Here is a 25,313-nt window from a genome sequence, read left to right as displayed (position 1 = left end):
GCCATGGATCGGCGCAGCGGCTACCGCCGCGCGACGAACAGCGCGGGCTCGGTGCCCGGCACCTGCGCGACCTGCTCGCGGGTCACCAGGTGCCGCAGGTGCGCGGCCGCCTCGGACAGCGCCATGCCCTTGGCCATCGGGTGGAAGTCCGTCCACGGCCGGTACCACTTCATCCGCTGGGCCACCTCCCACACGGTGATCTGGTCGTCGGCGAACGCCTCGTACAGGTGGTCGAGCCGCTCCTCGTGGTGCTCGATCAGCTCCACCGCGCGGCCCGCGACGTCGTCGATCGGCCGGCCGTGCGCGCCCAGGCCGCGGGTGACGTCCATCGACTGGACGCGTCGCAGCGAGTCCAGGAACTCGGCGAGGCCGTCCCGCTCCTCGAGCGGGTAGACGAAGTTCCCGACGTGCGGGGTGGTCTTCTGCAGCACGTGGTCGCCGGTGAACATCACGTCGGCGTCCTCGAGGTAGAAGCACACGTGGCCCGGCGTGTGACCGGGGGTGAACACCGCGCGGAGGTCGCGGCCGGTCAGCGCGATGAGCTCACCGTCCTCGAGCTTGCGGTCGGGGGCGGCGTCGGGGCCGACCGGTGCGTTGGCGTCCGATGCCTTCTCGAACGCGGCGAGGTCCTCGGGTTCCGCGCCGGCGCGGGCCAGGTTCGCCAGCTGGTAGTCCATCCACTCCTGACCGCGTCCCTCCGACATCTTCTCGAACATGTCGTGGTCGGACTCGTGCATGGCGATCCACGCGCCGGACGCCTCCCGGACCCGCCCGCACAGGCCGGTGTGGTCGGGGTGGAAGTGGGTGAGCACCACGCCCTCCACCTCGGAGACCGAGTGCCCGATCGACTCGAGGCCGGAGGTCAGGCCCTGCCAGCCCTCGTCGTCGCCCCAGCCGGTGTCCACCAGGACCAGCCCTCCGGGCGACTCCATCGCGTAGACGAGGGTGTTGCCCAGAGGATTGTGGGACATGGGAACAGGAATCTGGAAGATGCCATCGCCGATGGCCGTCGCTTCGCTCATCTGAGGTACCTCGTGACTAGTTAATATCGCTAACCCTTTCCGTCATCATGACCTCTCCGGCGCGGCGGTGGGAGGCGGGGTCCCGCGTCGCGGGAACTTGCTGGACTCGGGCCCGCTCGCCGCGTCGGCCTGCACGACGGCGGGCGGCGGTTCTACTGTGGGCGGAAGTCACCCCACGACTCCGGAGTACCGCATGCGAATCGCGCTGTTCGCCACCTGCATCGGGGACACGCTGTTCCCGGACGCGGCCAAGGCCACAGCCCTGCTGCTCACCCGCCTCGGACACGAGGTGGTGTTCCCGCCGGGACAGACCTGCTGCGGGCAGATGCACGTCAACACCGGTTACCAGCCCGACGCGCTCCCGCTGGTGGAGAACTACGCCGAGAACTTCGGCGACAGTTCCGTCGACGCCATCGTCGCCCCGTCCGGTTCCTGCGTGGGGTCGGTGCGCCACCAGCACCAGATCGTCGCCGAGCGCTACGGCAGCGTCGGCCTGTGCGAGCGGGTCGAGACAGTAAAGGCCAAGACCTTCGAGCTCTCCGAGTTGCTGATCGACGTGCTGGAGGTGACCGACGTCGGCGCCCACTACCCACACCGGGTCACCTACCACCCCACCTGCCACTCGCTGCGGCTGCTGAGGGTCGGCGACAAGCCGCTGCGCCTGCTCCGGGCGGTCCGCGAGATCGACCTCGTCGAGCTGCCGGAGGCCGACGTGTGCTGCGGGTTCGGCGGCACTTTCGCGATCAAGAACGCGGAGACGTCGACGGCGATGCTGGGCGACAAGATTCGCAACGTCGCGGCCACCGGCGCCGAGTTCTGTTGCGCCAGTGACTCGTCGTGCCTGATGCACATCGGTGGCGGCATGTCCCGGCTGCAGATGGGGACCAGGACGGTGCACCTCGCGGAGATCCTGGCGTCGGTAGGGCCGGTGACGGCATGAGGGGTGTCGCACTCGGGCTGCCGCCGTTCCCGCCCCGCGCTCCGAGGGGCGCCGGGTTCCTGCGCGGCACCGAGTCGTTCCCGGCCGCCGCGCACCACGAGCTGGCCAACGCGCAGCTGCGCCGCAATCTCGGCAAGGCCACCCACACGATCCGCGCCAAACGTCTCGCGGTCACCGGGGAGCTGCCGGACTGGGAGGCGTTGCGGGACGCGGGATCCGCGATCAAGACCGACGTGATGAACCGGCTGCCGGAGCTGCTCGAGCAACTCGAGGCGGCGGTGATCGCGCGCGGCGGCGTCGTGCACTGGGCCGCCGACGCGGACGAGGCCAACGACATCGTCACCCGGCTGGTGCGTGCGACCGGCTCCGACGAGGTGATCAAGGTCAAGTCGATGGCGACGCAGGAGATCGCGCTCAACGAGCACCTCGAGGCCCGCGGCATCCGCGCGTACGAGACGGACCTGGCGGAGCTGATCGTGCAGCTCGGCCACGACAAGCCCTCGCACATCCTGGTGCCGGCGATCCACCGGAACCGCGCCGAGATCCGCGAGATCTTCCTGCGCGAGATGGCCGACGTGGACCCGGACCTCGACGACGACCCGGCGCACCTCGCGGCCGCCGCCCGGAAGTTCCTGCGGCACAAGTTCATGACAGTTCCGGTGGCGATCTCCGGGGCCAACTTCGGGATCGCCGAGACCGGCACCCTCGGCGTGGTCGAGTCGGAGGGCAACGGCCGGATGTGCCTGACGCTGCCGCGGACCCTGATCACGGTGATGGGCATCGAGAAGGTGGTTCCGGAGTACCGGGATCTCGAGGTGTTCCTCCAGTTGCTGCCGCGCTCGTCGACGGGGGAGCGGATGAACCCGTACACGTCGCTGTGGACCGGCGTGAGCTCCGGCGACGGACCGCAGTCCTTCCACCTGGTGCTCCTCGACAACGGCCGCACCGCCGCGCTCGCGGACCGGGTGGGCCGCGCCGCGCTGCACTGCATCCGCTGCTCTGCGTGCCTGAACGTGTGCCCGGTCTACGAGCGCACCGGCGGGCACGCCTACGGCTCCACCTATCCCGGTCCGATCGGCGCGGTGCTCACCCCGCAGCTCGCCGGGATGGACGGCGCCGACGACCCGAACTCGACGCTGCCGTTCGCGTCGAGCCTGTGCGGGGCGTGCTTCGACGCCTGCCCGGTCAAGATCGACATCCCGTCGATGCTGGTGGAGTTGCGGCACCAGAAGGTGGAGCAGTCGGGTTTCGGCGTCGAGGCCGCCGCGATGAAGGCCGCGTCCTACGCGATGACGAAGGCCCGGCGGTTCACCGCGGCGCAGAAGGCCGCCGGCCTGGGGCGGCTGCTGGCGGGGAAGAAGGGCAGGATCTCCACCCTGCCGCCGCCGCTGCGCGGGTGGACCGCCGCCCGCGACATCCCGGCGCCGCCGAAGCAGACCTTCCGGCAGTGGTGGGACTCGGCGGAGGGGCGTGCGGAGATCGATGCCGCGCGACGGGAGGGGCGGTCGTGAGTTCACGGGAGGTGATGCTGGCGCGGGTGCGGGACGCGTTGACGTTGGCGCCGCCGGCGGCGCTGGAGATCCCGCGCGGGTACCGGACCGGCCGGACCATGCCCGACGAGCAGCGCCGGTCCCTGTTGGTGGACCGGCTCGTCGACTACAAGGCGCAGGTCCACACGTGCGAGGCGGGGGAGTTGGCGTCCGTGCTGGCCGGGGTGCTCACCGAACTCGGCGCGACGCGGGTGGGAGTGCCTGCGGGACTGGACGAGTCGTGGCTGGCCTCGTTCGGTGGCGAGGTGGTGGTGGACTCGGCGGACGTGCCGGCGCCGGAGCTGTCGACGCTCGACGCCGTGGTGACGTCCTCGACGGTGACGTGCGCGGAGACCGGGACCATCTTCCTCGACGGCAGCCCCGATCAGGGCCGGCGGGCGCTGACCCTGGTGCCGGACGTGCACGTGTGCGTGGTTGCCCTGGTGAGCGTCGAGGTAGGGGTGCCGGAGGCGTTGGCGCGGCTGGTGCCTGAGCGCCCGACCACCATGATCAGCGGGCCGTCGGCGACCTCGGACATCGAACTCGAACGGGTCGAGGGGGTGCACGGCCCGCGGAACCTGCACGTGGTGATCGTCGGGTGAGCGGGCGTGGTGCCCGCGCCGCCGGACACGACAGTTCGGTCGAAATCCAGAACGTACGACACGCCGAAAAGTACGAAACGCGGAAAACGTACGACACGCCGAATCCGTACGGATCGAGCGAGTCGTACGTTCTCGAGCCGCGGCGAGGGCGTCGTGTCCGGTGGAGCCCGGGGCCAGGTTGCCGGTTCGGTGTGGCCCTTCGGCCGGCACCGGGCGTCACGATCGGGTGTTGCGCATGTGCTTGTGCGGGCCGACGAAGCCGACGTGCACGGCCGTGGTGCGCGGGTCGACGGTGAAGTAGATGCGTGGGGCGAGGTCACCGCCGCCCTCGGCGATCTTCAGGTGGGCCTGCATCAGGATCGCACCCGACGCGTCCACCTCGGTGGCGACGGGCAGGATCCGGGAACGGTAGAGCTTCGGGCTGTTCATCACGGTCTCGGACTCGCGCATCGCCAGCTTCTTCGGGGTGGCGGGCCAGGACTGCGGGTGGCCGGAGGTCTTGCACCACTGGAAGAATCCGCCCGCGAAGCCCGCCTCCGCGGAAACCGCATAGGCGCCGAGTGCGGTGAGACCACGCACGATTGCCTTGCCCCAGGCCGCAGATTGCGGGGCGGAGTCCAGGTCACGCATGCCGCGGCAGGCGTCGGGGTGGATCAGGACCCGGCCGCCGAGACTCTGGCGGGCGGTCTCGACGGCGGCCGAACACGGGCCGGCCGGCCGGCCGCACCGGGCGCCGGCGGGCCGGACGGCGCTGCGGCCCTTGCCGAGCAGGCTGTGGGTGGACTGGCTGTTGCCGTGCGCGAGGGTCATGGTGTGCCTTTCGGTGCGGGCTGAGAGTGTGGTGGATTGTGGTGCTGGTGTGCGTTGGGTACTGCGGACCGGTGGTCAGGCCGCGTCAGTCTGGGGCTGACCCTGTCCAGGGCTGATGTCGGCGATGGCGGTCTGCAGCCCCGCCGTGATGCCCTGCCAGTAGATGTCGTCCGCGCAGAGTTCGCGCATCACCTTCTCGAGCAGTTCGGTGGCCAGGAGCAGGACGTCGGCCGTCGTGTGCCACAGCAGCTGTGAGGTCTCGTCGGGTTCCGCGTGCCCTGCGAAACGCGGGTCGAGGTCCTGCGGCGGAAGTGCCTGCACGGCTGCGTCTCTCCCGAGGTGGATCGCCACGAGCGCCTGGGACAGGGCCTCGCTCTTCGGCTCGTTCTCGGGTGGCCCCGGGCTCTCGAGGCCCAGGAGGGCGAGTTCGAGTTGCAGGTCCGGCAGGTTGATCCGGCAGTCCCTGCGGTGCCCGAACGCGGCCGCCTCCGTCGACGAGCCGATCGCGATCTTTGCCCTGGCGATGGCCCAATCCGGGTTGAGTTCGGAGAGAGCCAGGTTGACCAGTTGCCCGCTCATGCCCCCGAGGACGTGCCAGGCCGAGTCGCCGCAGCCGAGCTTCATCAGCGCTGCGACGGCGATGGACTCGTCGATCAGACGTCGGTACTGCCCGATGGCGACGGTCATCGCGAAGCTGTTGCCGGAGAACCAGTTCGGGTCGGACGGCATGATGTGGTCGCGCTCGTTGAGGACCACCTCGGTGAGGCCCGAGCACAGGATTCGCTTGATGCCGTGGGCCACGACGAGCAGTGCCTCGGCCGGGTAGTCGTCGGTGAATTCCTCGTCCGGCATCTCGTCGACGATCGCGTCGTAGAGTTCGGTTCCGGACTGGGTCAGGGGGTCGTTCATGATCACTCCCATTCACTGTGAAATCGACAGAGATATGGCCTGATGGAAATTCGTAATTGGCCAGACTTGCGTTGTTCGGCGTGCGCTCCGTGTTCGCTGGCACGACGTTAGAGCAACGGAGAGCCCCGCGTCAACCGTTTCTCGAGAATCTCTCGGAGTGGTCGGATCGTCGTCGTCACCGCAGGTCATCGAGCCTTGTGCGGGAATTCTTTTTGAAATTAAGGGCGAATTTGAAGCGACCCGGAGATATGTCCTTAAATTGCCGAGAGATCTTTCTGGATCGGAAATAACTTATCTTCAATAGCCGTGGAAATATCTCGGAGTCGTTCTTTTGGATCTGAATTAAATCGCCCGCCCTTCGGTGGTGTCCCCTGGGGGCGGGCAGGGGCGGGCTCAGCCGGCGAACAGCACCGCGGCCTGGGCGGGCAGGGCGGCGTCGCCGCGGCGGCGGAAGATCTCGGCCGGGCGACCGTTGCCGGGGTTCGACCACTCCCCGGTGTTCTCGAGCGCCTTGCTGACGTGCCGCCGGAACGAGTCCTTCTGCAGTTCCCGGTCGAACACGGCCTCGTAGAGTTGGCGCAGCTCGAGCACCGTGAACGTCTCGCCCAGCAGTCCGGCCGGATCGACCTGTGCCGCGTATCGCTCCCGCAGGTCCTCGACGGCCAGGCCCACCATGTCGGCGTGGTCGAACGCCAGGCTCTGGGTGACCCTCCCGTGCTGAATCGGGACGAGGGTGGCGTCGGCGGGAAGGTCGCCGGTCGGGATGGCGGTGGCGTGCGCCATCGACAGCACCCAGCCGCGGTCGTCCCGGGTGGGATCGTCGAACATGGCCAACTGGTGGAACTGTGTGCCCGGCAGTGCGGCCTTGTCTCGCAGCGCGCGTTCGGCGGCGTCGGTGAGCAGTTCGCGCTCGTGCAGGAACGTGCCGGGCAGTGCCAGCGAGCCGAGGCGGTGCTCGACGACGAGTACCTGCAGTGCACCGGAGGAGTAGGTCAGCACGGCGACATCCACCGCCACCGACGGGCGTGGGTAGTCCTCCAGGGACTTGCCGCTCGGTACTGTCGATTCGGTCACCGTTGCATCTTATCTCAATAATGATCTATTGTTAGATCACAGTTGATCAAAGGGGACCTCATGAACGTGAAGTTGTCGACGCAGCAGGGCGATCGTGCGGCGGGGGTGCTGCTCGCCACCGCCGCCGGTGACGCGCTCGGGGCCGGGTACGAGTTCACCCACCCGGATGCCGGCGCGGCGATCGAGATGATCGGCGGCGGCCCGTTCGACTGGGCGCCGGGGGAGTGGACCGACGACACCTCCATGGCGCTCGCCATCGCCGAGGTTGCCGCCACCGGCGCGGACATCGGCCGCGGAGAGGGGCTGGACGCCGTTGCGGCGCAGTTTGTCCGGTGGTTCGACTCGGATCCGGCCGACATCGGCAACCAGACCCGGGCGGTGCTCTCGCGGCGTCCGGCAGGCGGCGCCGCGATGCAGGCGCGGGCCCGCGCACTGACCGGACGCAAGGGCGGCAACGGCTCGCTGATGCGCACCGCGCCGGTCGCGCTGGCCTATCTCGGGGACGAGGCCGGCTGCCTCGATGCCGCGGCGCAGATCGCCTCGCTCACCCACGACGACCCGCAGGCCACCCAGGCCTGCCAGCTGTGGAGTCACGCCATCCGGCATGCCGTCCTGCACGGCACCTTCGACGGGGTCCGCGACTACCTCGACATCGCGCCCGCGGACGTCGCGGCGTACTGGGGTCCGCTGCTCGACCAGGCCGAGCAGGGCACGCCCGAGGACTTCGCGAACAACGGGTGGGTGGTGCACGCGCTGCAGACGGCATGGTGGGCGATCACCTCCACCGACAGCTCCGACGACCGGCACCTGCGGCGCGCCCTCGTGGCGGCGGTCCGGGCCGGCGGGGACACCGACACCACCGCCGCCATCGCGGGTGGCCTCCTCGGGGCCCGCTGGGGTGCGTCCGCGGTGCCCGCCGGGTGGCGCCGAATCCTGCACGGCTGGCCCGGATACACCGCGCCGGACCTGGAGCGACTGGCCCTCGAGACCGTCGGCGGCGGATGCGACGACAGCGACGGCGCCACCGACCTCCTGGCGCAGTCGTGACCGTCATCGACGTGGTCGAAGGCGACATCACCCGGCTGCGCGTGGACGCCGTCGTCAACGCCGCCAAACCGTCTCTGCTCGGTGGCGGCGGGGTCGACGGCGCCATCCACAGGGCCGGAGGCCACGAGATCCTCGCCGCCTGCGAGCTGTTGCGCGCCACCACGCTGCCGGAGGGCCTCACGGTGGGCGCCGCCGTCGCCACCACCGCCGGACGGCTCCCCTCGCGGACGGTGATCCATACCGTGGGCCCGCGGTACTCCCAGGACGAGGACCGGTCGGCACAGTTGCGCGCCGCCTACACCCGCAGCCTGGCCGTGGCGGACGCGGTCGGAGCCCGGACGGTCGCGTTCCCGCTGATCTCGGGCGGCGCGTACGGCTGGCCCAGGGCGGACGCGGTCCGGCAGGCCGTGGCGGCGATCACCGCGGCGAAGACCGACGTCGAGGTCGTGACGCTGGTGGCGTACGACGGGGAGACCACGGCGTTGATGCGCCGGGCGCTCGGATAGGACATGCCCGTCGAAACCCACACGGTCCGACATGTGGCAGCGGGACATGTCGGGCCGGTGTGGTTTTCTTAGGCTGGACATTGTGGACCCGACGCTGGGGAGGACCGGGACATGCTGACGCTGCACCGCGCCGAACGTTCCGACACCCTCGCCGCCGCGCTCGCCGAGCTGCTGGCCGTGCCGCTCGCGGACCCGTTCGCCGCCGAGGTGGTCGCGGTCCCGGCCAAGGGCGTCGAACGCTGGCTCACCCAACGACTTTCGATGACGCTCGGTGCGCGCGACGGCGACGGGGTGGCGGCCAACATCGAGTTCCCGTCGCCCGCCCGGCTGGTCGACGCGGCGCTGGCCGCTGCCACCGGAGTCGACGCCGACGCGGATCCGTGGCACCCCGCGCGGGTGCTGTGGACCCTGCTCGCGGTCATCGACGACAGCCTCGACGAGCCGTGGTGCGCGGTGCTGGCCCGCCACCTCGGTCACGGCGCCGACGATCACCGGGCGGGCCGTCGGTACGCGACCGCCGCGCACCTGGCCGGGCTCTTCCGCAGCTACGGCGCGCAACGCCCCGGCATGCTCGTCGCCTGGGCGGACGGCCGCGACGTCGACGCCGGGGACGACAAGTCCGAGCCCCTCGACGACGACCAACTCTGGCAGCCGCAGCTGTGGCGTCGGTTGCGTGCGCGGATCGGCTCCCCGAGCCCCGCCGAACGCCTCGACGGCGCGTGCGCCCGGCTGCGCGCCGAACCGGGCCTGCTCGACCTCCCCGGCCGGCTGTCGCTGTTCGGCCCCACCCGGCTGAGCGCCGACCAGATCGCGGTGTTGTCCGCGATTGGCGTGAACCACGATGTGCACCTGTGGATTCCGCATCCCAGTCCGGCCATGTGGACGAAACTGGACGGCGCCTCGCAGCCGACGCTCCGGGCCGACGACGACCGCGCGCTCGCCGCCGGTCATCCGCTGCTCGCCAGCCTGGCCCGCGACGTCCGCGAACTGCAGGCCCGGATCGCCGGACTCGACCTCGTCGACGTCCACCACCCCGCGCCCGCCCCGCCCGCCGACACCCTGCTCGGCCGGATCCAGGGGGACCTTGCTGCCGACCGTCCGCCGGTGGCGTTTCCACTTGCCGCCGACGACACCTCGGTGCAGGTGCACGGCTGCCACGGCCCGGCCCGGCAGGTCGAGGTGCTGCGCGAGTGCCTGCTGCACCTGTTCCAGGACGACCCGACGCTCGAACCGCGCGACGTGCTGGTGATGTGTCCCGACGTGGAGGCCTACGCCCCGCTGGTGCGGGCCGCGTTCGGTCAGGACCCGTACGGCCAGAACACCTTCGGGCATCCGGGCCACCGGCTGCGGGTCCGGCTCGCCGACCGCGCCCTGCACCAGACCAACCCGGTGCTCTCCGTCGTCTCCACGCTGCTCGGTCTTGCCGACGCCAGGGTCGCCGCCAGCTCCGTGTTGGACCTCGCCGCTACCGAACCGGTCCGGCGTCGCTTCCGATTCGGCGACAGCGACCTGGAGCGGCTGCGGGAATGGGCCGGTGCCGCCGGCGCCAGGTGGGGGATCGGGCCCCGTCAGCGCGGCGCGTTCGGGCTCGGCGACTTCAAGCAGAACACCTTCGGCACCGCGCTGGACCGGATCCTCCTCGGCGCCGCCGCGGACGAGTCCGACGCGCAGTGGCTCTCACTGGCGCTGCCGCTCGACGACGTGGAGAGCAACGACATCACCCTGGCAGGTGGGCTCGCCGAGTACATCGACCGGCTCGACGTGGCGCTGCGCGGACTCGCCGGTCCGCAGACCGCCGCGCAGTGGTCGGCCAACCTGGCCCGGGCACTGGACCTGCTCGTCGACGTGAGCCCCACCGACGCATGGCAACTCGGGCAGGCGCGACGCGAACTGGCCGGAGCCGTGGAGCACAGCGGCGAGGGCGGCGACCCGACGCTGCGGCTGGCCGACGTCCGGGCCCTGTTCGCGACTCGGCTCGCCGGCCGGCCCGGCCGCACGAACTTCCGCACCGGCGAGCTGACCGTGTGCACCATGGTCCCGATGCGGTCGGTGCCGCACCGGGTGGTGGTGCTGCTCGGACTGGACGACGAGGTGTTCCCCCGTGGCGCCGGCGTCGACGGCGACGATGTGCTGGCCCGCAGTCCCCGACTGGGGGAACGCGACCCGCGCAGCGAGGACCGCCAGTTGCTGCTCGACGCGATCATGTCCGCGACCGAGCGGCTGCTGCTCTTCTACACCGGTAAGGACCCGGTCACCGGGTCCCGCCGCGCTCCGGCGATCCCGCTCAGCGAGCTCACCGACGTCATCGAGCAGATGGTCGGGGCCGACGCCAGCGAGTCGGTCGTGAGGCACGGGCACCCGCTGCAGCCGTTCGACCCCCGCAACTTCGCGCCCGGGTCGCCGTTCAGCTTCGACACCGCCGCGCTGGCCGGGGCCCGCGCCGCGCAACACCCGGCTGCGGCCGAAACCGACTTCCTGCCACGGCCGCTCGACCCGCGGCCGGAACAACCCGAAGCCGTCGATCTCGCGGACCTGATTGCGTTCCTGGTGCACCCCACCCAGGCCTTCCTGCGGCAGCGCCTCGGCCTGCGGGTGCCCGACCTCGACGAGGACCTCGCCGACGCCCTCGACCTCGAACTCGACCCGCTGGCGAAATGGAATGTCGGGGAACGGATGCTCGCGGCGCGGCTGGCGGGGGTGTCGGTCGAGGAGTTTCGGGACGCGGAATGGCGCCGCGGCACCCTGCCGCCCGCCCGCCTGGGCGGGCGGGCCCTCGCCGACATCGAGGGGCAGGTGCACTCGCTGTTCTCCGCGAGCCGACGGGACGGCCGGGCCACCACGGTGGACGTGGACCTCGACCTCGGCGGCGGGCGCCGGCTGACCGGCACCGTCGGCGGCGTGTACGGCGCCGTCGTGGCGCGCAGCACCTTCTCCAGGCTCGCCCCGAAGCACCGGCTGCCGGTGTGGGCGAACCTGCTCGCGCTCGCCGCGTCCGGACCACCCCCCGAGGGTGAGCGGTGGCGGGCCGTCACCACCGGCCGCGGCAGGGGCCGGGCGCCGGTGCAGCAGTCGACGCTGGTCGCGCCCGACGACGCCCTCGCACACCTGGTGCGCCTGGTCGCGCTGCGGGACCGCGGGCTCGACGTGCTGGCACCGATCGCCACGGCGTCGTCCGCGGCCTACGCGGAGCTGAGGTTCCAGGGCCGGTCCGTCGAACAGGCGATGACCTACGCGGGCAAGGAGTGGGGCGGCGACTTCGGCGACGGAAAGGACAGACACATCGGCTACGTCTACGGGGACTCCGCGCCGCTGAGCGTCCTCACCGCACGCCCGGCGCCGTCGGGCAGCCCGGAGCCGACCGTCTTCGGGATGGCGGCACGGCAACTGTGGGAGCCACTGCTGTCCGCCGAGACGCTGGAGACGCCATGAGCCCCACCAAGTTCGAACTGCTCGGCCCGCTGCCGACCGGCACCACCGTGCTCGAGGCCAGCGCCGGCACCGGCAAGACCTACGCCATCGTCGGCCTGGCCACCCGCTTCGTGGCCGAGGGCCACGCCGACCTCTCCGAGCTGTTGTTGGTCACCTTCAGTCGGGCCGCGACCAAGGAACTCCGCGCACGCGCCCGCGACCGGTTCGCCACTGCCGCAACGGCTCTGGCCGACCCCGCCGCCGCGCGCGCCGGGACGGACGAGCTCGCCGCGCACCTGGCCACCGGCACGCCGGACGAGGTCGCGTCGCGTCGACGACGACTGCTGCAGGCGCTCTCGGACTTCGACGATGCCACCATCGCGACCACCCACAGCTTCTGTCAGCGGGTGCTCGACGGGCTCGGCATCGCCGGCGAGCGCGACCCCGAGGCGGTGCTCGTCGAGGAAGCCGACGACCTCATCGCCGAATCCATCGGCGACCTGTACCTGCGCATGTTCGGCGCCGCCGAGACCCCCAGCCTGGACCCCGGTACCGCCCGCAAGGCCGCCCGCGCCGCCATCTTCGACCCGCAGGCCGTGCTCGCGCCGGACGGGGCGGAGGGCACCCCGGCCGGCGACGCCGTCGAGTTCGCCGCCGCGGTGCGTACGGAGATGGACGTCCGCAAACGCGCGGCGGGGCTGCGCGACTTCGACGACCTGCCGAAGCTGCTGCATCGCGTTCTCACCGACCCCGAGCACGGCGCCGCCGCCTGCGACCGGGTCCGCGGGCGGTACCGGGTGGTGCTGGTCGACGAGTTCCAGGACACCGACCCGCAGCAGTGGGGGATCCTGGGCAGCGCCTTCCACGGGCACTCGACGCTGGTGCTCGTCGGGGACCCCAAGCAGGCCATCTACGCGTTCCGCGGCGCCGAGGTGCTCGCCTACCTCGCCGCCGTCGACGTCGCGAACAGCAAGCAGGAGTTGACGGTCAACTGGCGCAGCGACTCAGGACTGCTCGACGCGCTGGGCTACCTGCAGCACGGCGCGGCACTCGGGCACGACAAGATCGTGGTGCATGCCGTCGAGTCGGCGAAGTCGGAGTCCCGGCTGGCGGGGGAGGCGCCGCTGCGGCTGCGGTACCTGCCCCGGGGCGGAGCCGGACCCGTCGGCAAGAGCGGCTTCCCCTCCGTCGGTCCGCTGCGCTCCCGGGTCGCCGCGGACCTGGCCGCCGACGTCGTCGCGCTGCTGGGCCGCGGCGCGTCCCTCGAGGTCGAGGGCGGTCCCCGGCCGGTCGCGCCGGGGGACATCGCGGTGCTCGCGGGCACCCACGCCCAGATCACCCTGGTTCACGACGCCCTGGACCGGGCCGGGGTGCCGTCGGTGCTGGCGGGCGGGCTGAGCGTGTTCGTCACCCCCGCGGCGCAGCACTGGCTGTGGCTGCTGCACGCGCTCGAACAGCCGCACCGCGCGGACCGGGTGCGCCTGGCCGCGCTCACTCCGCTGGTCGGGCGCACGGTGGCCGAGTTCGACCTCCTTTCCGCCGCTGGTGGCGACGACGTGGTCGCCGAGGTCGGCGGGAAACTGCGAGAGCTCGCGCAGGTGTTCACGCACTCCGGCTTCGCGGCGCTGTTCGAGCGGCTCTCCGGGTGGTGGGAACTCGAGAAGAGGCTGCTGTCCAGGCAGGGCGGCGAACGCGAACTGACCGACCTGCGGCACGTCGGGCAGTTGCTCAACGCCGCCGCGGTCGAGGAGAACCTCGGGCTGACCGCGCTGACCCGCTGGCTCACCGACCGGATGCGCGACCCCAAGTCGGGTGGCGTCGACCGCAGCCGTCGACTCGACAGCGATGCCGCGGCTGTGCAGATCTGCACCGTGCACGCCAGCAAGGGCCTCGAGTACCCCGTCGTCTACGTGCCGTTCGGCTGGGACGCGGCGAAGCGGCCGAACCCGGACACCCTGTTGCTGCACGACCGGGACGGACGCCGGATCCTCGACGTCGGCGGCGAGGACAGCGACGGCTACCGCGACCGCAAACGGGTCCACGACGAGGAGGAGTCCGGCGAGTCGCTGCGACTGCTGTACGTCGCGATGACCCGGGCCAAGTGCCAGCTGGTGCTGTGGTGGGCGCCGGCCTACGCCACCGGCGGGGCGCCCCTGCACCGAATGCTGCTGGGCCGCAAGCCCGGTGAGCTGGAGGTGCCGCAGCGGGTCAGCATCCCGGCCGACCCGGTGATCGCCGACGAGCTCAACCGGTGGGCGGCCGGGGCGCCGGTGCTGTCGACGGGCGCCGCTGCGGTCGCGGTGGAGGCCGTCGGCGCCGACCCGATCCCCGCGGCGTCGTGGACCCCGCCGCGCGGCGAACCCGGGAAGCTGGACGCGGCACGATTCGAGCGGGTCCTCGACGACCGCTGGCGGCGCACCTCGTACAGCGCGCTGACCGCCGCCGCGCACGACGCACCCGGCGCCGGCAGCGAACCGGAGGAGACCGAGACCGTCGACGAACCCGACACGCCGCCGCTGGTGCTCGCGGGCGACGCCGAGCCGGCGGGGATCGCCTCGACGATGAACGGACTGCCCGGCGGCGCGGTGTTCGGCACCCTCGTGCATGCGGTCCTCGAGATCGTCGACACCGGCGCGTCCGACCTGGCCGCCGAACTGCTGCGTTGCTGCCGGGAGGCCGTGGCCGCGGAGCTGTCCGCGGTGGACCCCGGCGAGCTGGCCGACGCGTTGCTGCCGGTGCTGCGGACCCCGCTCGGCGACGGGACCGGGGTGACCCTCGCGGACCTGTCGCCGCAGGACCGGTTGCCGGAACTCGAGTTCGAGCTGCCGCTGGCCGGCGGTGAGGACGCCCAGCCCGGTGTCACCCTCGACGGACTGGTGGCGCTGCTGCGCACCCATCTGCCCGTCGGCGACGCGCTCCACGAGTACGCGGACCACCTGCTGACACTGGACCGGCCGGAGCTTCGGGGGTTCCTCACCGGCAGCATCGACGCGGTACTCCGGCTCGGCGACGCATCGGGCCGGCAGCGGTACGTGGTGGTGGACTACAAGACCAACAGGCTGGCGCAGGGGGACCACCTGACCACCGCGCACTACACCCGCGACGCGATGGCCGCGGAGATGATGCGCGCCCACTACCCGCTGCAGGCGCTGTTGTATGCCGTTGCACTGCACCGGTATCTGCGGTGGCGGCTGCCCGGCTACGACCCCGCCGTGCACCTGGGCGGAACCCAGTACCTGTTCGTGCGGGGCATGGTCGGCCCCGACACCCCGCCCGGCTGCGGGGTCTTCGACTGGACGCCGCCGCCGGCGCTGGTCACCGGGCTGTCCGACCTGCTGGCCGGGCTCGCGACGGACTCGACCGACAGAGGGGTGACGGCGTGACCGACGCACGGGTGGCGCAGCGCGGCAAGGGACTGCTGCGGACGTTCAACGACGCGAAGATGCTCTCCGCCGCCGACGTGCACGTGGCGCTGCGGCTGGGCACGCTCGCCGGGGAGCACGACGAACCGGTGCTGCTGGCGACGGCGTTGGCGGTGCGGGCGGTGCGGTCCGGGTCGGTGTGCCTGGAGCTGAACAAGATTCGCGACTTCCCGGTCGAGGAGATCTGGACCGGCGACGACGCGGACGAGGGCGCGGAGCCGATCGACACCGCGACGCTGCCGTGGCCGGACGAGGCGGCCGTCGCCGCGGGGCTGCGGGCCAGTCCACTGGTGCTCGGCGGTCCGAACGGTCCGTTGCGACCACTGCGACTGGTCGAGTCCCCGGAAGGCGAGCTGCTGTACCTGGACCGGTACTTCCGGCAGGAGCAGACGGTCCGGAAGCTGCTCGACGAGCGGGCGCAGACCCATCCTGACGTCGACGAGGTCCGGCTGCGCGAGGATCTGGACGCGTTGTTCCGCGAGAACGGTGCGCCGACCCGGGCGCCGGACCGCCAGCGACTCGCGGCGGCCGTCGCGGCGACGCACTGCACCTCGGTGCTGGCCGGCGGGCCGGGTACCGGCAAGACCCATACCGTCGCGCGGGTACTGGCGCTGTTGGCGGGGCAGTCGGGGGAGCGGCTGCGAGTCGGGCTGGCGGCGCCGACCGGCAAGGCCGCGGCCCGGCTGCAGGAGTCGGTGGCAGCGCAGACGAACGCCATCGATCCGGAGACGAAGACGGACCTGGCGGCCATGACCCTGCACCGGATGCTCGGCTGGCGGCCCGGTGGCAAGTACCGGTACAACGCCGGCAACCACCTGCCGTACGACGTGATCGTGGTGGACGAGACCTCGATGGTCTCGCTGACCATGATGTGCCGGCTGCTCGAGGCGGTGCGCCCGGACACCCGGATGGTACTGGTCGGCGACCCCGACCAGCTGGCCTCCGTCGACGCGGGTGCGGTGCTCGCGGACTTGGTGGCCCGCCCGGCGACCGGCGCCGAGAACCCGGTACTGGCGCGGGTCGTGGGCGCGGACCTGGCCGCGCCGGGCAACGACGACGAGCCGGCGCTCAGGGGGGAGGATCGGGACCGCTTGCGCGGCGGGGTGGTCCGACTCAGCCGCGGTCGACGGTTCAACGCGACGATCGGCCGACTGGCGGACGCGGTGCGGGACGGACTCCCGGACGAGGTGATCGCCATCCTGCGGGCCGGGGGCGACGCCGTCTCGTTCGTCGGACCGGACGACTGGGACGCGGTCCGCGGCGACGTCGTCGCCACCTCGGCGGCGGTGACCGCTGCGGCGCTGGCCGGCAACGCGGCCGCCGCGCTGAAGCAGTCGGAGTCGCACCGGCTGCTGTGCGCGCATCGCGGAGGTCAGTACGGCGTGAGCTGGTGGGCCCGGCGGTCGATGGAGTGGGTGTCCGAGGCGTCGGGACACGCGCTGGACCCGAGCCGCTGGTACCCCGGGCAGCCGCTGCTGGTGACCGCGAACGACCACGACACCAAGATCTACAACGGCGACACCGGCGTCGTGGTGCGGCGCGCCGACGGGGAACTGGTGGCGGCGTTCGCGCGTGGCGACGAGCCGTTCCTGCTGCACCCGAGCCGACTGGCGGCAGTGCAAACCGTGTACGCCATGACAATTCACCGCAGCCAGGGCAGCCAGTACGACACGGTGTCCGTGGTGGTGCCGGGTGAGGAGTCGTCGCTGCTGACCCGGGAACTGCTCTACACCGCGATCACCCGGGCACAGAACCACGTCCGGATCATCGGGACGGAGGAGTCGGTGCGGGCCGGGGTGAGCAAGCAGGTGCTCCGGGCGAGCGGGCTGCAACTGGCGGAGGTCAGGTCGGTCTGAGGCCACCTCGGTCGGGCGTCTCCCTGCTCCGACGCGGCCGGCGGGCGTCTACACCGGGTCGTCGAACAGGGTGGCCTCCGGCGCGGCGGGGCCGGGGCCGGCCGTGTCCATTTCGGCGTCGGCGTCCTCGTCGTCGAACAGTTCCATCTGGCCGGGCACCTGCGGGTGCGAGGCCGGTCCGGCGGGGGCGGGCAGTGCGACGAGGCGGAGGGCGGCACGCAGTGACTCGAGGGTCGCCGCCCAGCCGTTGGCCTCGTGCTCGCACGCCGCGACGTCCGCCGCCTCGCCGTCGGCGCGTGCGGCGTCAGCCGAGTCGACCCACTCGATCTGCTGCTCGGACGTGATGCGCATGAAGTCGAGGATGGTGTCGCGGTCGCGTCCACAGATCTCGGCGACCGAGGCCGCGTCCAGGGCGCCGGTGCCGTCCGGGTCCAGCTGCATCAACGTCAGCAGGGCGGGCGGGAGCGGTTCACTCGCTTCTGCCTCCGCTCCGTCGGCGTCCTCGCCGTCGAGGTAGGTGTCGTAGTCGCTGTCGTCTGTGGCGGGCGAGTTCGGTGAGTCGTCGTCGGAGTCGTTGCAGCCGAACAGGACACCGTCGAAGCGGTCCGCGAACTGCTCGTCGAAGTTCTCGAGGAATCCGGTCAGCCGAGTGAGCATGTCGCGCAGGTGTTCCGGGACGAAGGGCGACGCGACGATGTCGATGGTCGCGTTCACCTGGTCCTCGCGGAGCACTACCTTGACGTAGGGCGCGCAGGCGTTGAGGTCCCCGATGAGCTCCGAGGTGCGGGTGCGCCCGCTGATCCGGGAGAGCAGCGGCACCCAGATCCGCAGGATCCGGTCCTGTGCGCGCGGGATCAGGAAGACCAGCCGGGACCCGATCCGGATCACGTAGTCGCCGTCCTCGTCGAGCGTGGGCCGGTTGCCGGTCAGGTCCTCCGCCACCGCGGACACGATCTCGCGCAGGTGCGCGTCGTCGCGCGGGACGACGGCCGTCATCGGGTCGGGGTAGCCCGGGTACTCGACCGTCTCGTCGGCGGAGATGAACGCCAGCGTGGCGGGCCTGCCCGTGGTCTGGGCGGCGAGGAAGCCCGGGTGCGGCACGTCCCACACCTCGCGCAGGACGGTCACCGAGCGGGCCACCCAGTCGTCCAGTTCGTCCGCGGGCAGGCCGGTGTAGTGGGGGTCCGTCGCCGAGTCGAGCGGCGGCCGCCAGCCCAGGTCGGCGAGAAGGGCCTCACCGTCCGCCGTCATCGTCAGCAGTGCGCCGTGACCGCTGTTGTGGGGCACCTCGCAGGCGAGGGACCCGTCGCCCCGGCCCAGGAAGTCCAGGTACGCGGGGGTGTCCACGATCGCGCCCGCCGGCGTCAGCACCAGGCGGTCGCCGTCGCGCATCTCCCGCAGGTGCGTCGCGAGGCTGGCCGCGAAGTAGGTCCACGCATGCTCGACGGTCTGGTCGAAACCCTTGAATTCAGACATGGTCTCCACCTCATTCTGATCCCCGTTGGCCCAACGCATTCGGCGCCGCCAGCGTCACGTGTCGTGAGGAGAACACGGTAGCGCGCGGCGGCGACATGGTGGGGGATAGTCGCGCGTTGATTGGGGGATGCCTCGAGTCGCCGGACGTCACACGGCTCGGCCGGGACGGTGACGACATCGTGGCACGACGGTGGCGCCGCGGCCGACTGGCGGTGACATCGGACCGCTTCGGTCGAGGCATGAAGAAGAGTCCTCCTGCCCGACAACTCGTTCCGCTGCTCGCGGTGGCGGCGCTGTCCGCCGCCTGCGCCGCCACCGAGGGCGCCGTCGCGGTCGTGGCGCCGCCGCCGACGGCCGCGCATCCCGGGGAGACCGGCCGGATCGCCGACGGCGACCGCGTCACTCCGTTCGACGTGCAGGTGCCCGCCGTCGGCCGCCTCGATCCCGTACTGCTGACGGCGATCCAGGCCGCCGCGCGGGAGGCCCGGGACGACGGGGTCAGCCTGCTGGTGACCTCGGGCTGGCGTTCGGCCGACTACCAGCGTCAACTGCTCGAGGATGCCGTGTCCGTCTACGGCAGCCTCGACGCCGCACGGCGTCTCGTCAGCACGCCCGAGCTCTCCCGGCACGTCGCGGGCACCGCCGTCGACATCGGACCGACCGCGGCCGCCGACTGGATGATCCGGTACGGCGCCGCGCACGGGTTGTGCCAGGTGTACGTCAACGAGATGTGGCACTTCGAACTGGTCGGGTCCCCGGACGGCGGCTGCCCGGAGCAGCTGCCCGACGCCTCGGCCGGGTGACGCGTGCGACAGCCCTGTCACGACATCGTGACAATCCGTGTCCGGGGTGGCGCGCTGTTGCGGCGGCGTCGTGACAGGGCGTCGGCACCCTCGGTGGCATGAACATTTTCAACCGCCGTGTCCGGGTCCGGCCCCAGCGGCTCTCGGCCGCCTTCGCGCTGGGCGTCGCCGGCCTTCTCGTGTTCGGGCTCGCCGTCCGCACCACCGGGGGACAGGTGGTCGACCAGGCCCTGATGGTTCGCGCGTCCACCTCGTCGGCCTTCGGGTTCTCCACCGTGTTCGTGGGGATGATCGTCCCGTTACTGCTCGTCGGTGGGGTGCTCGTCGTGCTGCTGGTGATGATGGAGGAGCAACCGGTGCGGCTGGCCGCGCGGGTGGCGGTCGTCACCGGCGGACCGATCGTGACGGCCTGGTGGCTCAAACGGTCGCTGGACCGGCCGAGTCTGGACGGGCTGGTGATGCACAACTCGTTCCCCAGCGGCACCCTCACCGTGGTCGCCGCCGTGGGCTGCACGGCGGTGCTGGTGACGCCGCGGCGGTGGCGGCCGGTGGTGCTGGTGAACACGGCGCTGCTCACGATGGGTACCGCGGTGACGGTGGTGGTGCTGCGCTGGCACCGGCCGAGCGACGCCCTGGGGGCATTGTTGATCGTCGGCTGCTTCACGCTGATCGCGTCCGCGATCACCACCACCGACGCGTCGGACAGCGTTCCCGAGTCGCTCGGCCCGCTGGCCGATCCGCGCCAGGAACGGCTGACCGTCGACGGCCGGCGGTGAGCGTGGCGGGGTTCGGTGCGCGGGCGGCGGTAGCATCGTGACCAGCGGCAGTAGCGCACTCGACGAAGGTGGCCGACACGTGGCAAGCATTCTCCTCATCGAGGACGACCCGGCCGTGGCCGAGGCCATGCGGCTCGGGCTGAGCAGACTGGGGCACCACGTCCGGCACCTGGCCGACGGCAACACCGACCTGTCGGCGGCGATCGCCGAGACCGACCTGATCCTGCTCGACCTCGGGCTGCCCGGCGCCGACGGCTACGAGATCTGCCGCCGGGTGCGCGCGATGAGCGCGGTGCCGATCGTGATCCTGACCGCCCGCTCCGACGACGTGGACACCGTCGCCGGCCTGGAGGCGGGTGCCGACGACTACGTGGTGAAGCCGGTGACGCCGCGGGTCCTCGACGCCCGGATCAAGGCGGTGCTCCGGCGCACCGCCGTCGCGGCGCCCGCCCCGTCCTCGGCGGCCGAACCGCCGGCTCCCGCGCCCGCCGCCGCGAGCGGCGCGGGCCTCGACATCGACCGGCGGTCGCTGCGGGTGCGCCGCGACGGCGTCCTGATCGCCCTCACCCCGACCGAGATCCGGCTGCTGCTGGTGCTGTCGGAGAATCCGGGGCAGGTGCTCAGCCGCCGGCAGTTACTTGCCTCGGCGTGGGACCAGGACTACCTCGGCGACTCCCGGCTGGTCGACGCGGCGATCCAGCGGCTGCGTGCGAAGGTCGAGGACGACCCGTCCGAGCCGCGGATCGTCGAGACCGTCCGCGGGTTCGGCTACCGATTCGTGCCGTCCCCGTGAGGTTCGGGCTCGGGGGGCTCAAGGCCCGCTTCGTCCTGGTGTTCGTGATCGCGGTGGCCGTGGTGGCGGGGTCGACGGCGGTCGCGTTGGCGATCGCCGCGCGGTCCTGGGTGTACACGAATGCGCAGGACGTGGCGATCGCCGAGTTCCGGGACGACATGGCCCCCCTCTACGGCGCGCAGGTGGACACCACGGACCCGGCCGAGCTGGAACAGTTCGTCCCCGGCGACGTCACCGCGGTGGTGGACGGGCAGGTGGTGCGCCGGGGTTCGGTCGATCCCTCGCAGATCAGCGAGAGCTTCGCCGCGGGACTCGACTCGGTGCGGCTGGTGCGGTTCCAGCGGCTCGACTCCCAGCGGATCCTGCTGGGCATGTCTTTCGAGGTGACGAACACCGCGTACCCCGGGGCCGGGCCGGAGCGGGAACTGGTGAAGGCGTACGCGATTCGGCCGCTCGTCGGGGTGCAGGAGAAGTTCGACAGCCTGATCCGGATCGTCGCGGTGACGCTGACGGCCGGGGTGGTGATCTGCGGGCTGCTCGGCTGGTGGATCGCCTCGACGCTGGTGCGGCCGCTGCGCCGGCTGGACGACGCCGCCGCGCAGGCCGCCGCCGGCGACCTGGACGTGCGGCTGCCGGAGGTGGGCGTCACGGAGCTGGCCCGGGTGACCGAGACGTTCAACGAGATGATGCGCCAACACGGTTCGGCGATCACGCGGCTGACGGCGTCGGAGTCGCAGTCGCGCCGGTTCGTCGCGGACGTCTCCCACGAGCTGCGGACCCCGTTGGCGGCGCTGGTGCCGGTGGGGGAGATCCTCCGCGAGGAGGCGGACCGGCTGCCCGCGGACACCGGCGCGGCCGCCCGGATCGTCGGCGAGGAGATCGACAAGCTGGCGCGGCTGGTCGAGGACCTGATCGAGATGTCGCGGCACGACGTCGGCCGGGCACGGCTGGACCTGGCCGAGGTGGACCTGGCGGAGTTGGTCCGCGGCACCCTGACCGCGCGGGGTTGGGAGGACCGGGTCCCGGTGTCGGCGACCGCGCCGGTGCCGGTGCAAGGCGATGCGCGCCGGCTGGAGGTCGTGGTCGCGAACCTGGTCGGGAATGCGCTGCGGCACGGCGCCGACCCCGTCGAGGTGAGCGTGCGGCGGGAGGCCGACGAGGCGGTGGTCGAGGTGCGTGACCACGGGGCCGGGGTGCCCGAGCAGCACCGGGCGGAGATCTTCGAGCGGTTCTTCAAGGTGGACACCGCGCGTGGACGCAGCGAGGGCAGCGGGCTCGGACTGTCGCTGGCGCTGGAGAACGCGCGGCTGCACCGCGGGACGATCGACGTCCGGCGGGTAGCCGACGCCACCGTGTTCACGTTGCGGGTGCCGGTCGGTTCTCCGGCAGGTGATCCGTCGGACGGCTGACGACTGGGTAGACGACTGAGCGTGTATCGGTGCCCGTTTGCGCGTTTTCCCGGGCTACTCGACGTAGCCTCCTGCTAGCTGGCACCGGACGAGAGTGGGGGCGCAATGAGTTTTTCGGAACGGTTGTACGCAATCTCGAACAAGATTGCCGCACACAAGGCTTCGATCGAGACCGAGGAGGCCACGAAGAATGCGTTCGTGATGCCGTTCATCGCGTCGGTGCTGGGATACGACGTGTTCGACCCGGCGGAGGTGATCCCGGAGTTCACTGCGGACGTCGGACTGAAGCGGGGTGAGAAGATCGACTATGCGATCGCGAAGGACGGCGTTGTCCAGATACTGATCGAGTGCAAGAGGATCGGCGACCCGCTCAATCCGAAGCACGCATCGCAGCTCTTCCGGTACTTCGGCGTGGTGGATTCTGCCCGCATCGCGATCCTCACGAACGGTCAGGAGTACCACGTCTTCACGGACAGTGATGCTCCGAACAGGATGGACGAGAAGCCTTTTCTCGTGCTCGACCTGCTCGACGTCGACAAGACTCTGATCCCTGAGATGCAGAAGCTTTCGAAGGAATCGTTCGACGTGGTGTCGGTCATCGATGCCGCCGAAGGCCTGAAATATGTCGGGCAGATTCGTCGGATTCTGTCAGCGCAGGTCAAGGAACCGAACGACGACTGGGTCAGGTTCTTCACCACTCGGGTCTACGAGGGCAAGGCGACTCAGAAGATTGTCGACCAGTTCCGCGTCCTGGTCTCGAAGGCGGTCTCGCAGTACATCAACGACCAGGTGAACGACCGACTCAAGGCGGCGCTGGGGGAGGACGCCCGTCCATTCGCGGCGGCGAATATCGAGAGCCCGGTCGTGGCACAGGTGCCGGCCGACAATGGGGCCTCAGCTTCGACGAATCTCGACGAGATCGTTGTCGACTCGGACATAGTCACGACGGACGAGGAACTGGAGGCATTCAATATCGTCCGAGCGATCGTCTGCAGCGAGGTCGCGCCCGACCGTGTGGTCTACCGGGACTCGAAGTCGTACTGCGCGATCCTGCTCGACGACAACAATCGCAAACCCATTGCGCGGCTGCACTTCAACAGCAAGAGCACGAAGTTCGTGATGACATTCGCGGAAGGCAAGGACGGCGTGCGGCGCGACATCGAGGCGCCGCATCACCTCTACGCGCACGCCGACGAGTTGAGGCAGGCCGTCCGGAACTACGCGTGATGTGACGAGCCGGCCGCGCGACCGGTGACCCGCGCGGGGTCCCGGTCGCACGCGGCAGCCGCTACTTGCTGGGGTTCACCGCGGTGATGTCGAGGTGGCCCTCGTCGGTGTCGCCGCAGTCGCAGTCACAGTCGTCGCCGCAGCCCCCGCAGCCGCCGGCGTAGGAGTCGTCCTCGGTGTCGCAGTCGAGGGTGCCGCCGAACCGCGCCGCGAGGTCGTCGTCGAGGTCGTGGGTGAGCTCGTGCATCTCGTCGACCAGGTTGATCAGGTGTTGCGGGGCGAACGGCTCGGCGTCGAGGATCGTCGAGACCAGCAGGTGGTCGTCGCTGAACACGAAGCGCAGACGCGGCCACTCCAGTGCCAGGTCGGTGAGCGCCTCCGCGGCGCGCGCCCGGTCACCGAGGCCGGTGAGGATCGAGGACCACACGTGCAGCTGCGGGCCGTCGTCGGCGACCGTCACGTAGACCACGAAGCCGTGCACCGGGATCGCGATGTCGCCGTCCTCGTCGACGTCCGGCTCGCTGCCGAGCAGCTCGGCCAGGGTCCGCAGGCACAGGGCGTGCAGCTGGTCGTGCCCTTCGGTGGCAATCGCGAGCTCGCCGTCGATGCGCAGCAGCTGGTCCTGGGAGTCGAGCTCGGTCATTGTTCCCCTGTCCGGCGCCGGTCCGGGATACGGACGGGTCGTCGATGTCGGTGGTGGGCGTGTGTGGGTCCACGGTATCGCGGAGGCCGGCCGGGGCGGGGGTCGGGCGAGGTGACGGGCTGGTGAACGGCTCGAGTGCCCGTCGACGTCGTCGGTCGGGCCGCTACAGCCATTCGCATGTCTGCCGGTGTCGAGCGAGCGCCTCAGCGGACGGGTGGCCGGCCGGGTCCGACGGCACCCGAAGCGGCTGGTCGTGAAGGTCCGCGTACTCGGTGTCGCGCAGCCACGGCGCCAGCTGAACCGTTCGCGACTCGGAGACGGTGAGTACGCCCAGGTCGAACAGCGTGTGGATGTCGGAGCGGAGCAGGAGGCCGTTCGTCACGTGGTTCGTGTGGTCACCGAAGTAGCGGTCGATGTGCGCGGCCTCCAAGACCGACGTCACGGTGGAGCCGGTGACCGCGCAGGTGTTGCCGTACGCCACGAGCAGCGAGTTTCGGAACCGTGCCTGACCGCGTCGCAACGTGATCTGGCGGACCGCGCGGTCACGCATGTCGTCACCGGGGGAGTACTCGACGGGGACCGTCGTGAAGGCGATGTCGGTGTGGCCGCCGAACCGAGCGCGCAGGAAGGCCTCGGCCGCGGGTTCGGCCACCGGGTTCGCGGGCGCGGGCGGTGCGTAGTTGCGCCCAGCGGCCTGTTGCAGCTCGCCCCAGGTCGCCGGGTGCGCGACATCCTCGCTGACAAGCTCGAACTCGAAGCGGTGGGTGTAGCCGCCGGTGGCGACGTCGATCCAGTGCGCCGGCCGTGACTGGGCTCCGATGACGTACAACGAGGAGGTCGCGCGGACCCACGACGTGAAACCCGAACCGGAGAGCCAGAAGAAGATGTTGTCGCCGGGCTCGATCTTCCTGAATGAGCCGGGTTCCCGGACATCCCAGAACCGGTCGTCGCGTGCAAATCCCCAGTGCTGAGGGGTTTCCTTGCCTATCTTGACAATCCAACTTGTCAACGCCCATGCGCCTATCCGGTATCGCACCGGGTGGAGGCATGTCCTGCAGTGG

Annotated in this window: 20 protein-coding genes; 13 read left to right on the top strand and 7 right to left on the bottom strand. The window is 71.1% G+C overall.

Annotated elements, in window-relative coordinates; all coding sequences use genetic code 11:
• Positions 1-20: 20 nt before the first annotated feature.
• Positions 21-1,022, bottom strand: coding sequence for an MBL fold metallo-hydrolase (locus tag RT2_RS15680; RefSeq protein WP_072845724.1), 1,002 nt, complete (start codon positions 1,020-1,022; stop codon positions 21-23).
• Positions 1,023-1,215: 193 nt separating this feature from the next.
• Here RT2_RS15680 and RT2_RS15675 point away from each other — a divergent pair, with 193 nt between their 5' ends.
• The 3 genes from RT2_RS15675 to RT2_RS15665 are packed head-to-tail and all read left to right on the top strand — an operon-like array spanning position 1,216 to position 4,093.
• Entirely contained in the window at positions 1,216-1,962 is a 747-nt protein-coding gene (locus tag RT2_RS15675; RefSeq protein WP_072845723.1) for a (Fe-S)-binding protein, read from the top strand.
• Positions 1,959-3,473 carry a lactate utilization protein B gene (locus tag RT2_RS15670; RefSeq protein ID WP_072845722.1) on the top strand — a complete coding sequence of 505 codons (1,515 nt, stop codon included), beginning with the start codon at positions 1,959-1,961 and terminating at the stop codon, positions 3,471-3,473. The genes RT2_RS15675 and RT2_RS15670 overlap by 4 nt, the downstream gene beginning before the upstream one ends.
• The gene (locus tag RT2_RS15665) at positions 3,470-4,093 is read left to right on the top strand and encodes a LutC/YkgG family protein (RefSeq protein WP_072845721.1); all 624 of its coding nucleotides are present in this window, start codon (positions 3,470-3,472) and stop codon (positions 4,091-4,093) included. Before RT2_RS15670 ends, RT2_RS15665 begins: the two co-directional genes overlap by 4 nt.
• Positions 4,094-4,309: 216 nt before the next feature.
• Here the strand turns inward: RT2_RS15665 and RT2_RS15660 are convergent, their stop codons facing one another.
• The 3 genes from RT2_RS15660 to RT2_RS15650 all read right to left on the bottom strand — a co-directional run bounded on the left by RT2_RS15660 (position 4,310) and on the right by RT2_RS15650 (position 6,886).
• Positions 4,310-4,903 (bottom strand): hypothetical protein, encoded by a 594-nt coding sequence (locus tag RT2_RS15660; RefSeq protein ID WP_072845720.1) that lies wholly within the window; start codon positions 4,901-4,903, stop codon positions 4,310-4,312.
• A 75-nt stretch (positions 4,904-4,978) separates the two neighbouring features.
• Complete coding sequence (locus tag RT2_RS15655; protein WP_139191255.1) at positions 4,979-5,812, bottom strand: hypothetical protein; 834 nt, start codon at positions 5,810-5,812, stop codon at positions 4,979-4,981.
• Positions 5,813-6,205: 393 nt separating this feature from the next.
• Positions 6,206-6,886: an NUDIX hydrolase gene (locus RT2_RS15650; protein WP_072845718.1), complete on the bottom strand. Its 681-nt coding sequence runs from the start codon at positions 6,884-6,886 to the stop codon at positions 6,206-6,208.
• Between the two features lie 60 nt (positions 6,887-6,946).
• Between RT2_RS15650 and RT2_RS15645 the strand changes: the two genes are divergently transcribed.
• The 5 genes from RT2_RS15645 to recD all read left to right on the top strand — a co-directional run bounded on the left by RT2_RS15645 (position 6,947) and on the right by recD (position 17,125).
• Entirely contained in the window at positions 6,947-7,933 is a 987-nt protein-coding gene (locus RT2_RS15645; protein WP_371851172.1) for an ADP-ribosylglycohydrolase family protein, read from the top strand.
• Positions 7,930-8,439, top strand: coding sequence for an O-acetyl-ADP-ribose deacetylase (locus RT2_RS15640; protein ID WP_072845717.1), 510 nt, complete (start codon positions 7,930-7,932; stop codon positions 8,437-8,439). The genes RT2_RS15645 and RT2_RS15640 overlap by 4 nt, the downstream gene beginning before the upstream one ends.
• Before the next feature lie 111 nt (positions 8,440-8,550).
• Complete coding sequence (gene recC, locus RT2_RS15635; RefSeq protein WP_072845716.1) at positions 8,551-11,868, top strand: exodeoxyribonuclease V subunit gamma; 3,318 nt, start codon at positions 8,551-8,553, stop codon at positions 11,866-11,868.
• Positions 11,865-15,230 (top strand): UvrD-helicase domain-containing protein, encoded by a 3,366-nt coding sequence (locus RT2_RS15630; RefSeq protein WP_072845715.1) that lies wholly within the window; start codon positions 11,865-11,867, stop codon positions 15,228-15,230. Before recC ends, RT2_RS15630 begins: the two co-directional genes overlap by 4 nt.
• Entirely contained in the window at positions 15,227-17,125 is a 1,899-nt protein-coding gene (gene recD, locus RT2_RS15625) for an exodeoxyribonuclease V subunit alpha (RefSeq protein ID WP_072845714.1), read from the top strand. Before RT2_RS15630 ends, recD begins: the two co-directional genes overlap by 4 nt.
• Before the next feature lie 48 nt (positions 17,126-17,173).
• Here recD and RT2_RS15620 read toward each other — a convergent pair whose 3' ends face one another.
• Positions 17,174-18,601 (bottom strand): T3SS (YopN, CesT) and YbjN peptide-binding chaperone 1, encoded by a 1,428-nt coding sequence (locus tag RT2_RS15620; protein ID WP_139191257.1) that lies wholly within the window; start codon positions 18,599-18,601, stop codon positions 17,174-17,176.
• Positions 18,602-18,840: 239 nt separating this feature from the next.
• On the opposite strand from RT2_RS15620, the gene RT2_RS15615 reads away from it, so the two are divergent.
• The 5 genes from RT2_RS15615 to RT2_RS15595 all read left to right on the top strand — a co-directional run bounded on the left by RT2_RS15615 (position 18,841) and on the right by RT2_RS15595 (position 23,609).
• A complete protein-coding gene (locus tag RT2_RS15615; RefSeq protein WP_072845712.1) occupies positions 18,841-19,404 on the top strand; it encodes a M15 family metallopeptidase in 564 nt (187 codons plus the stop codon).
• A gap of 98 nt (positions 19,405-19,502) precedes the next feature.
• On the top strand, positions 19,503-20,180 hold the full coding sequence (locus RT2_RS15610; protein WP_072845711.1) for a phosphatase PAP2 family protein: 678 nt from the start codon (positions 19,503-19,505) through the stop codon (positions 20,178-20,180).
• A gap of 79 nt (positions 20,181-20,259) precedes the next feature.
• On the top strand, positions 20,260-20,973 hold the full coding sequence (locus RT2_RS15605) for a response regulator transcription factor (RefSeq protein ID WP_072845710.1): 714 nt from the start codon (positions 20,260-20,262) through the stop codon (positions 20,971-20,973).
• Positions 20,970-22,382 (top strand): sensor histidine kinase, encoded by a 1,413-nt coding sequence (locus RT2_RS15600; RefSeq protein ID WP_072845709.1) that lies wholly within the window; start codon positions 20,970-20,972, stop codon positions 22,380-22,382. The genes RT2_RS15605 and RT2_RS15600 overlap by 4 nt, the downstream gene beginning before the upstream one ends.
• Positions 22,383-22,505: 123 nt before the next feature.
• Positions 22,506-23,609 (top strand): type I restriction endonuclease, encoded by a 1,104-nt coding sequence (locus tag RT2_RS15595; RefSeq protein WP_255312543.1) that lies wholly within the window; start codon positions 22,506-22,508, stop codon positions 23,607-23,609.
• 61 nt (positions 23,610-23,670) lie between these two features.
• On the opposite strand, the gene RT2_RS15590 is transcribed toward RT2_RS15595, so the two are convergent.
• On the bottom strand, positions 23,671-24,252 hold the full coding sequence (locus tag RT2_RS15590) for a T3SS (YopN, CesT) and YbjN peptide-binding chaperone 1 (protein ID WP_072845707.1): 582 nt from the start codon (positions 24,250-24,252) through the stop codon (positions 23,671-23,673).
• Positions 24,253-24,415: 163 nt separating this feature from the next.
• A complete protein-coding gene (locus tag RT2_RS15585; RefSeq protein WP_072845706.1) occupies positions 24,416-25,261 on the bottom strand; it encodes an HNH endonuclease in 846 nt (281 codons plus the stop codon).
• Positions 25,262-25,313: the final 52 nt, after the last annotated feature.

The sequence above is a fragment of the Rhodococcus tukisamuensis NBRC 100609 genome (genome assembly GCF_001894985.1).
GTDB lineage: Bacteria > Actinomycetota > Actinomycetes > Mycobacteriales > Mycobacteriaceae > Rhodococcus_G > Rhodococcus_G tukisamuensis.
Note: the sequence above shows the minus strand (reverse complement) of the source record. Positions and strands in the feature narration are given on the sequence as shown.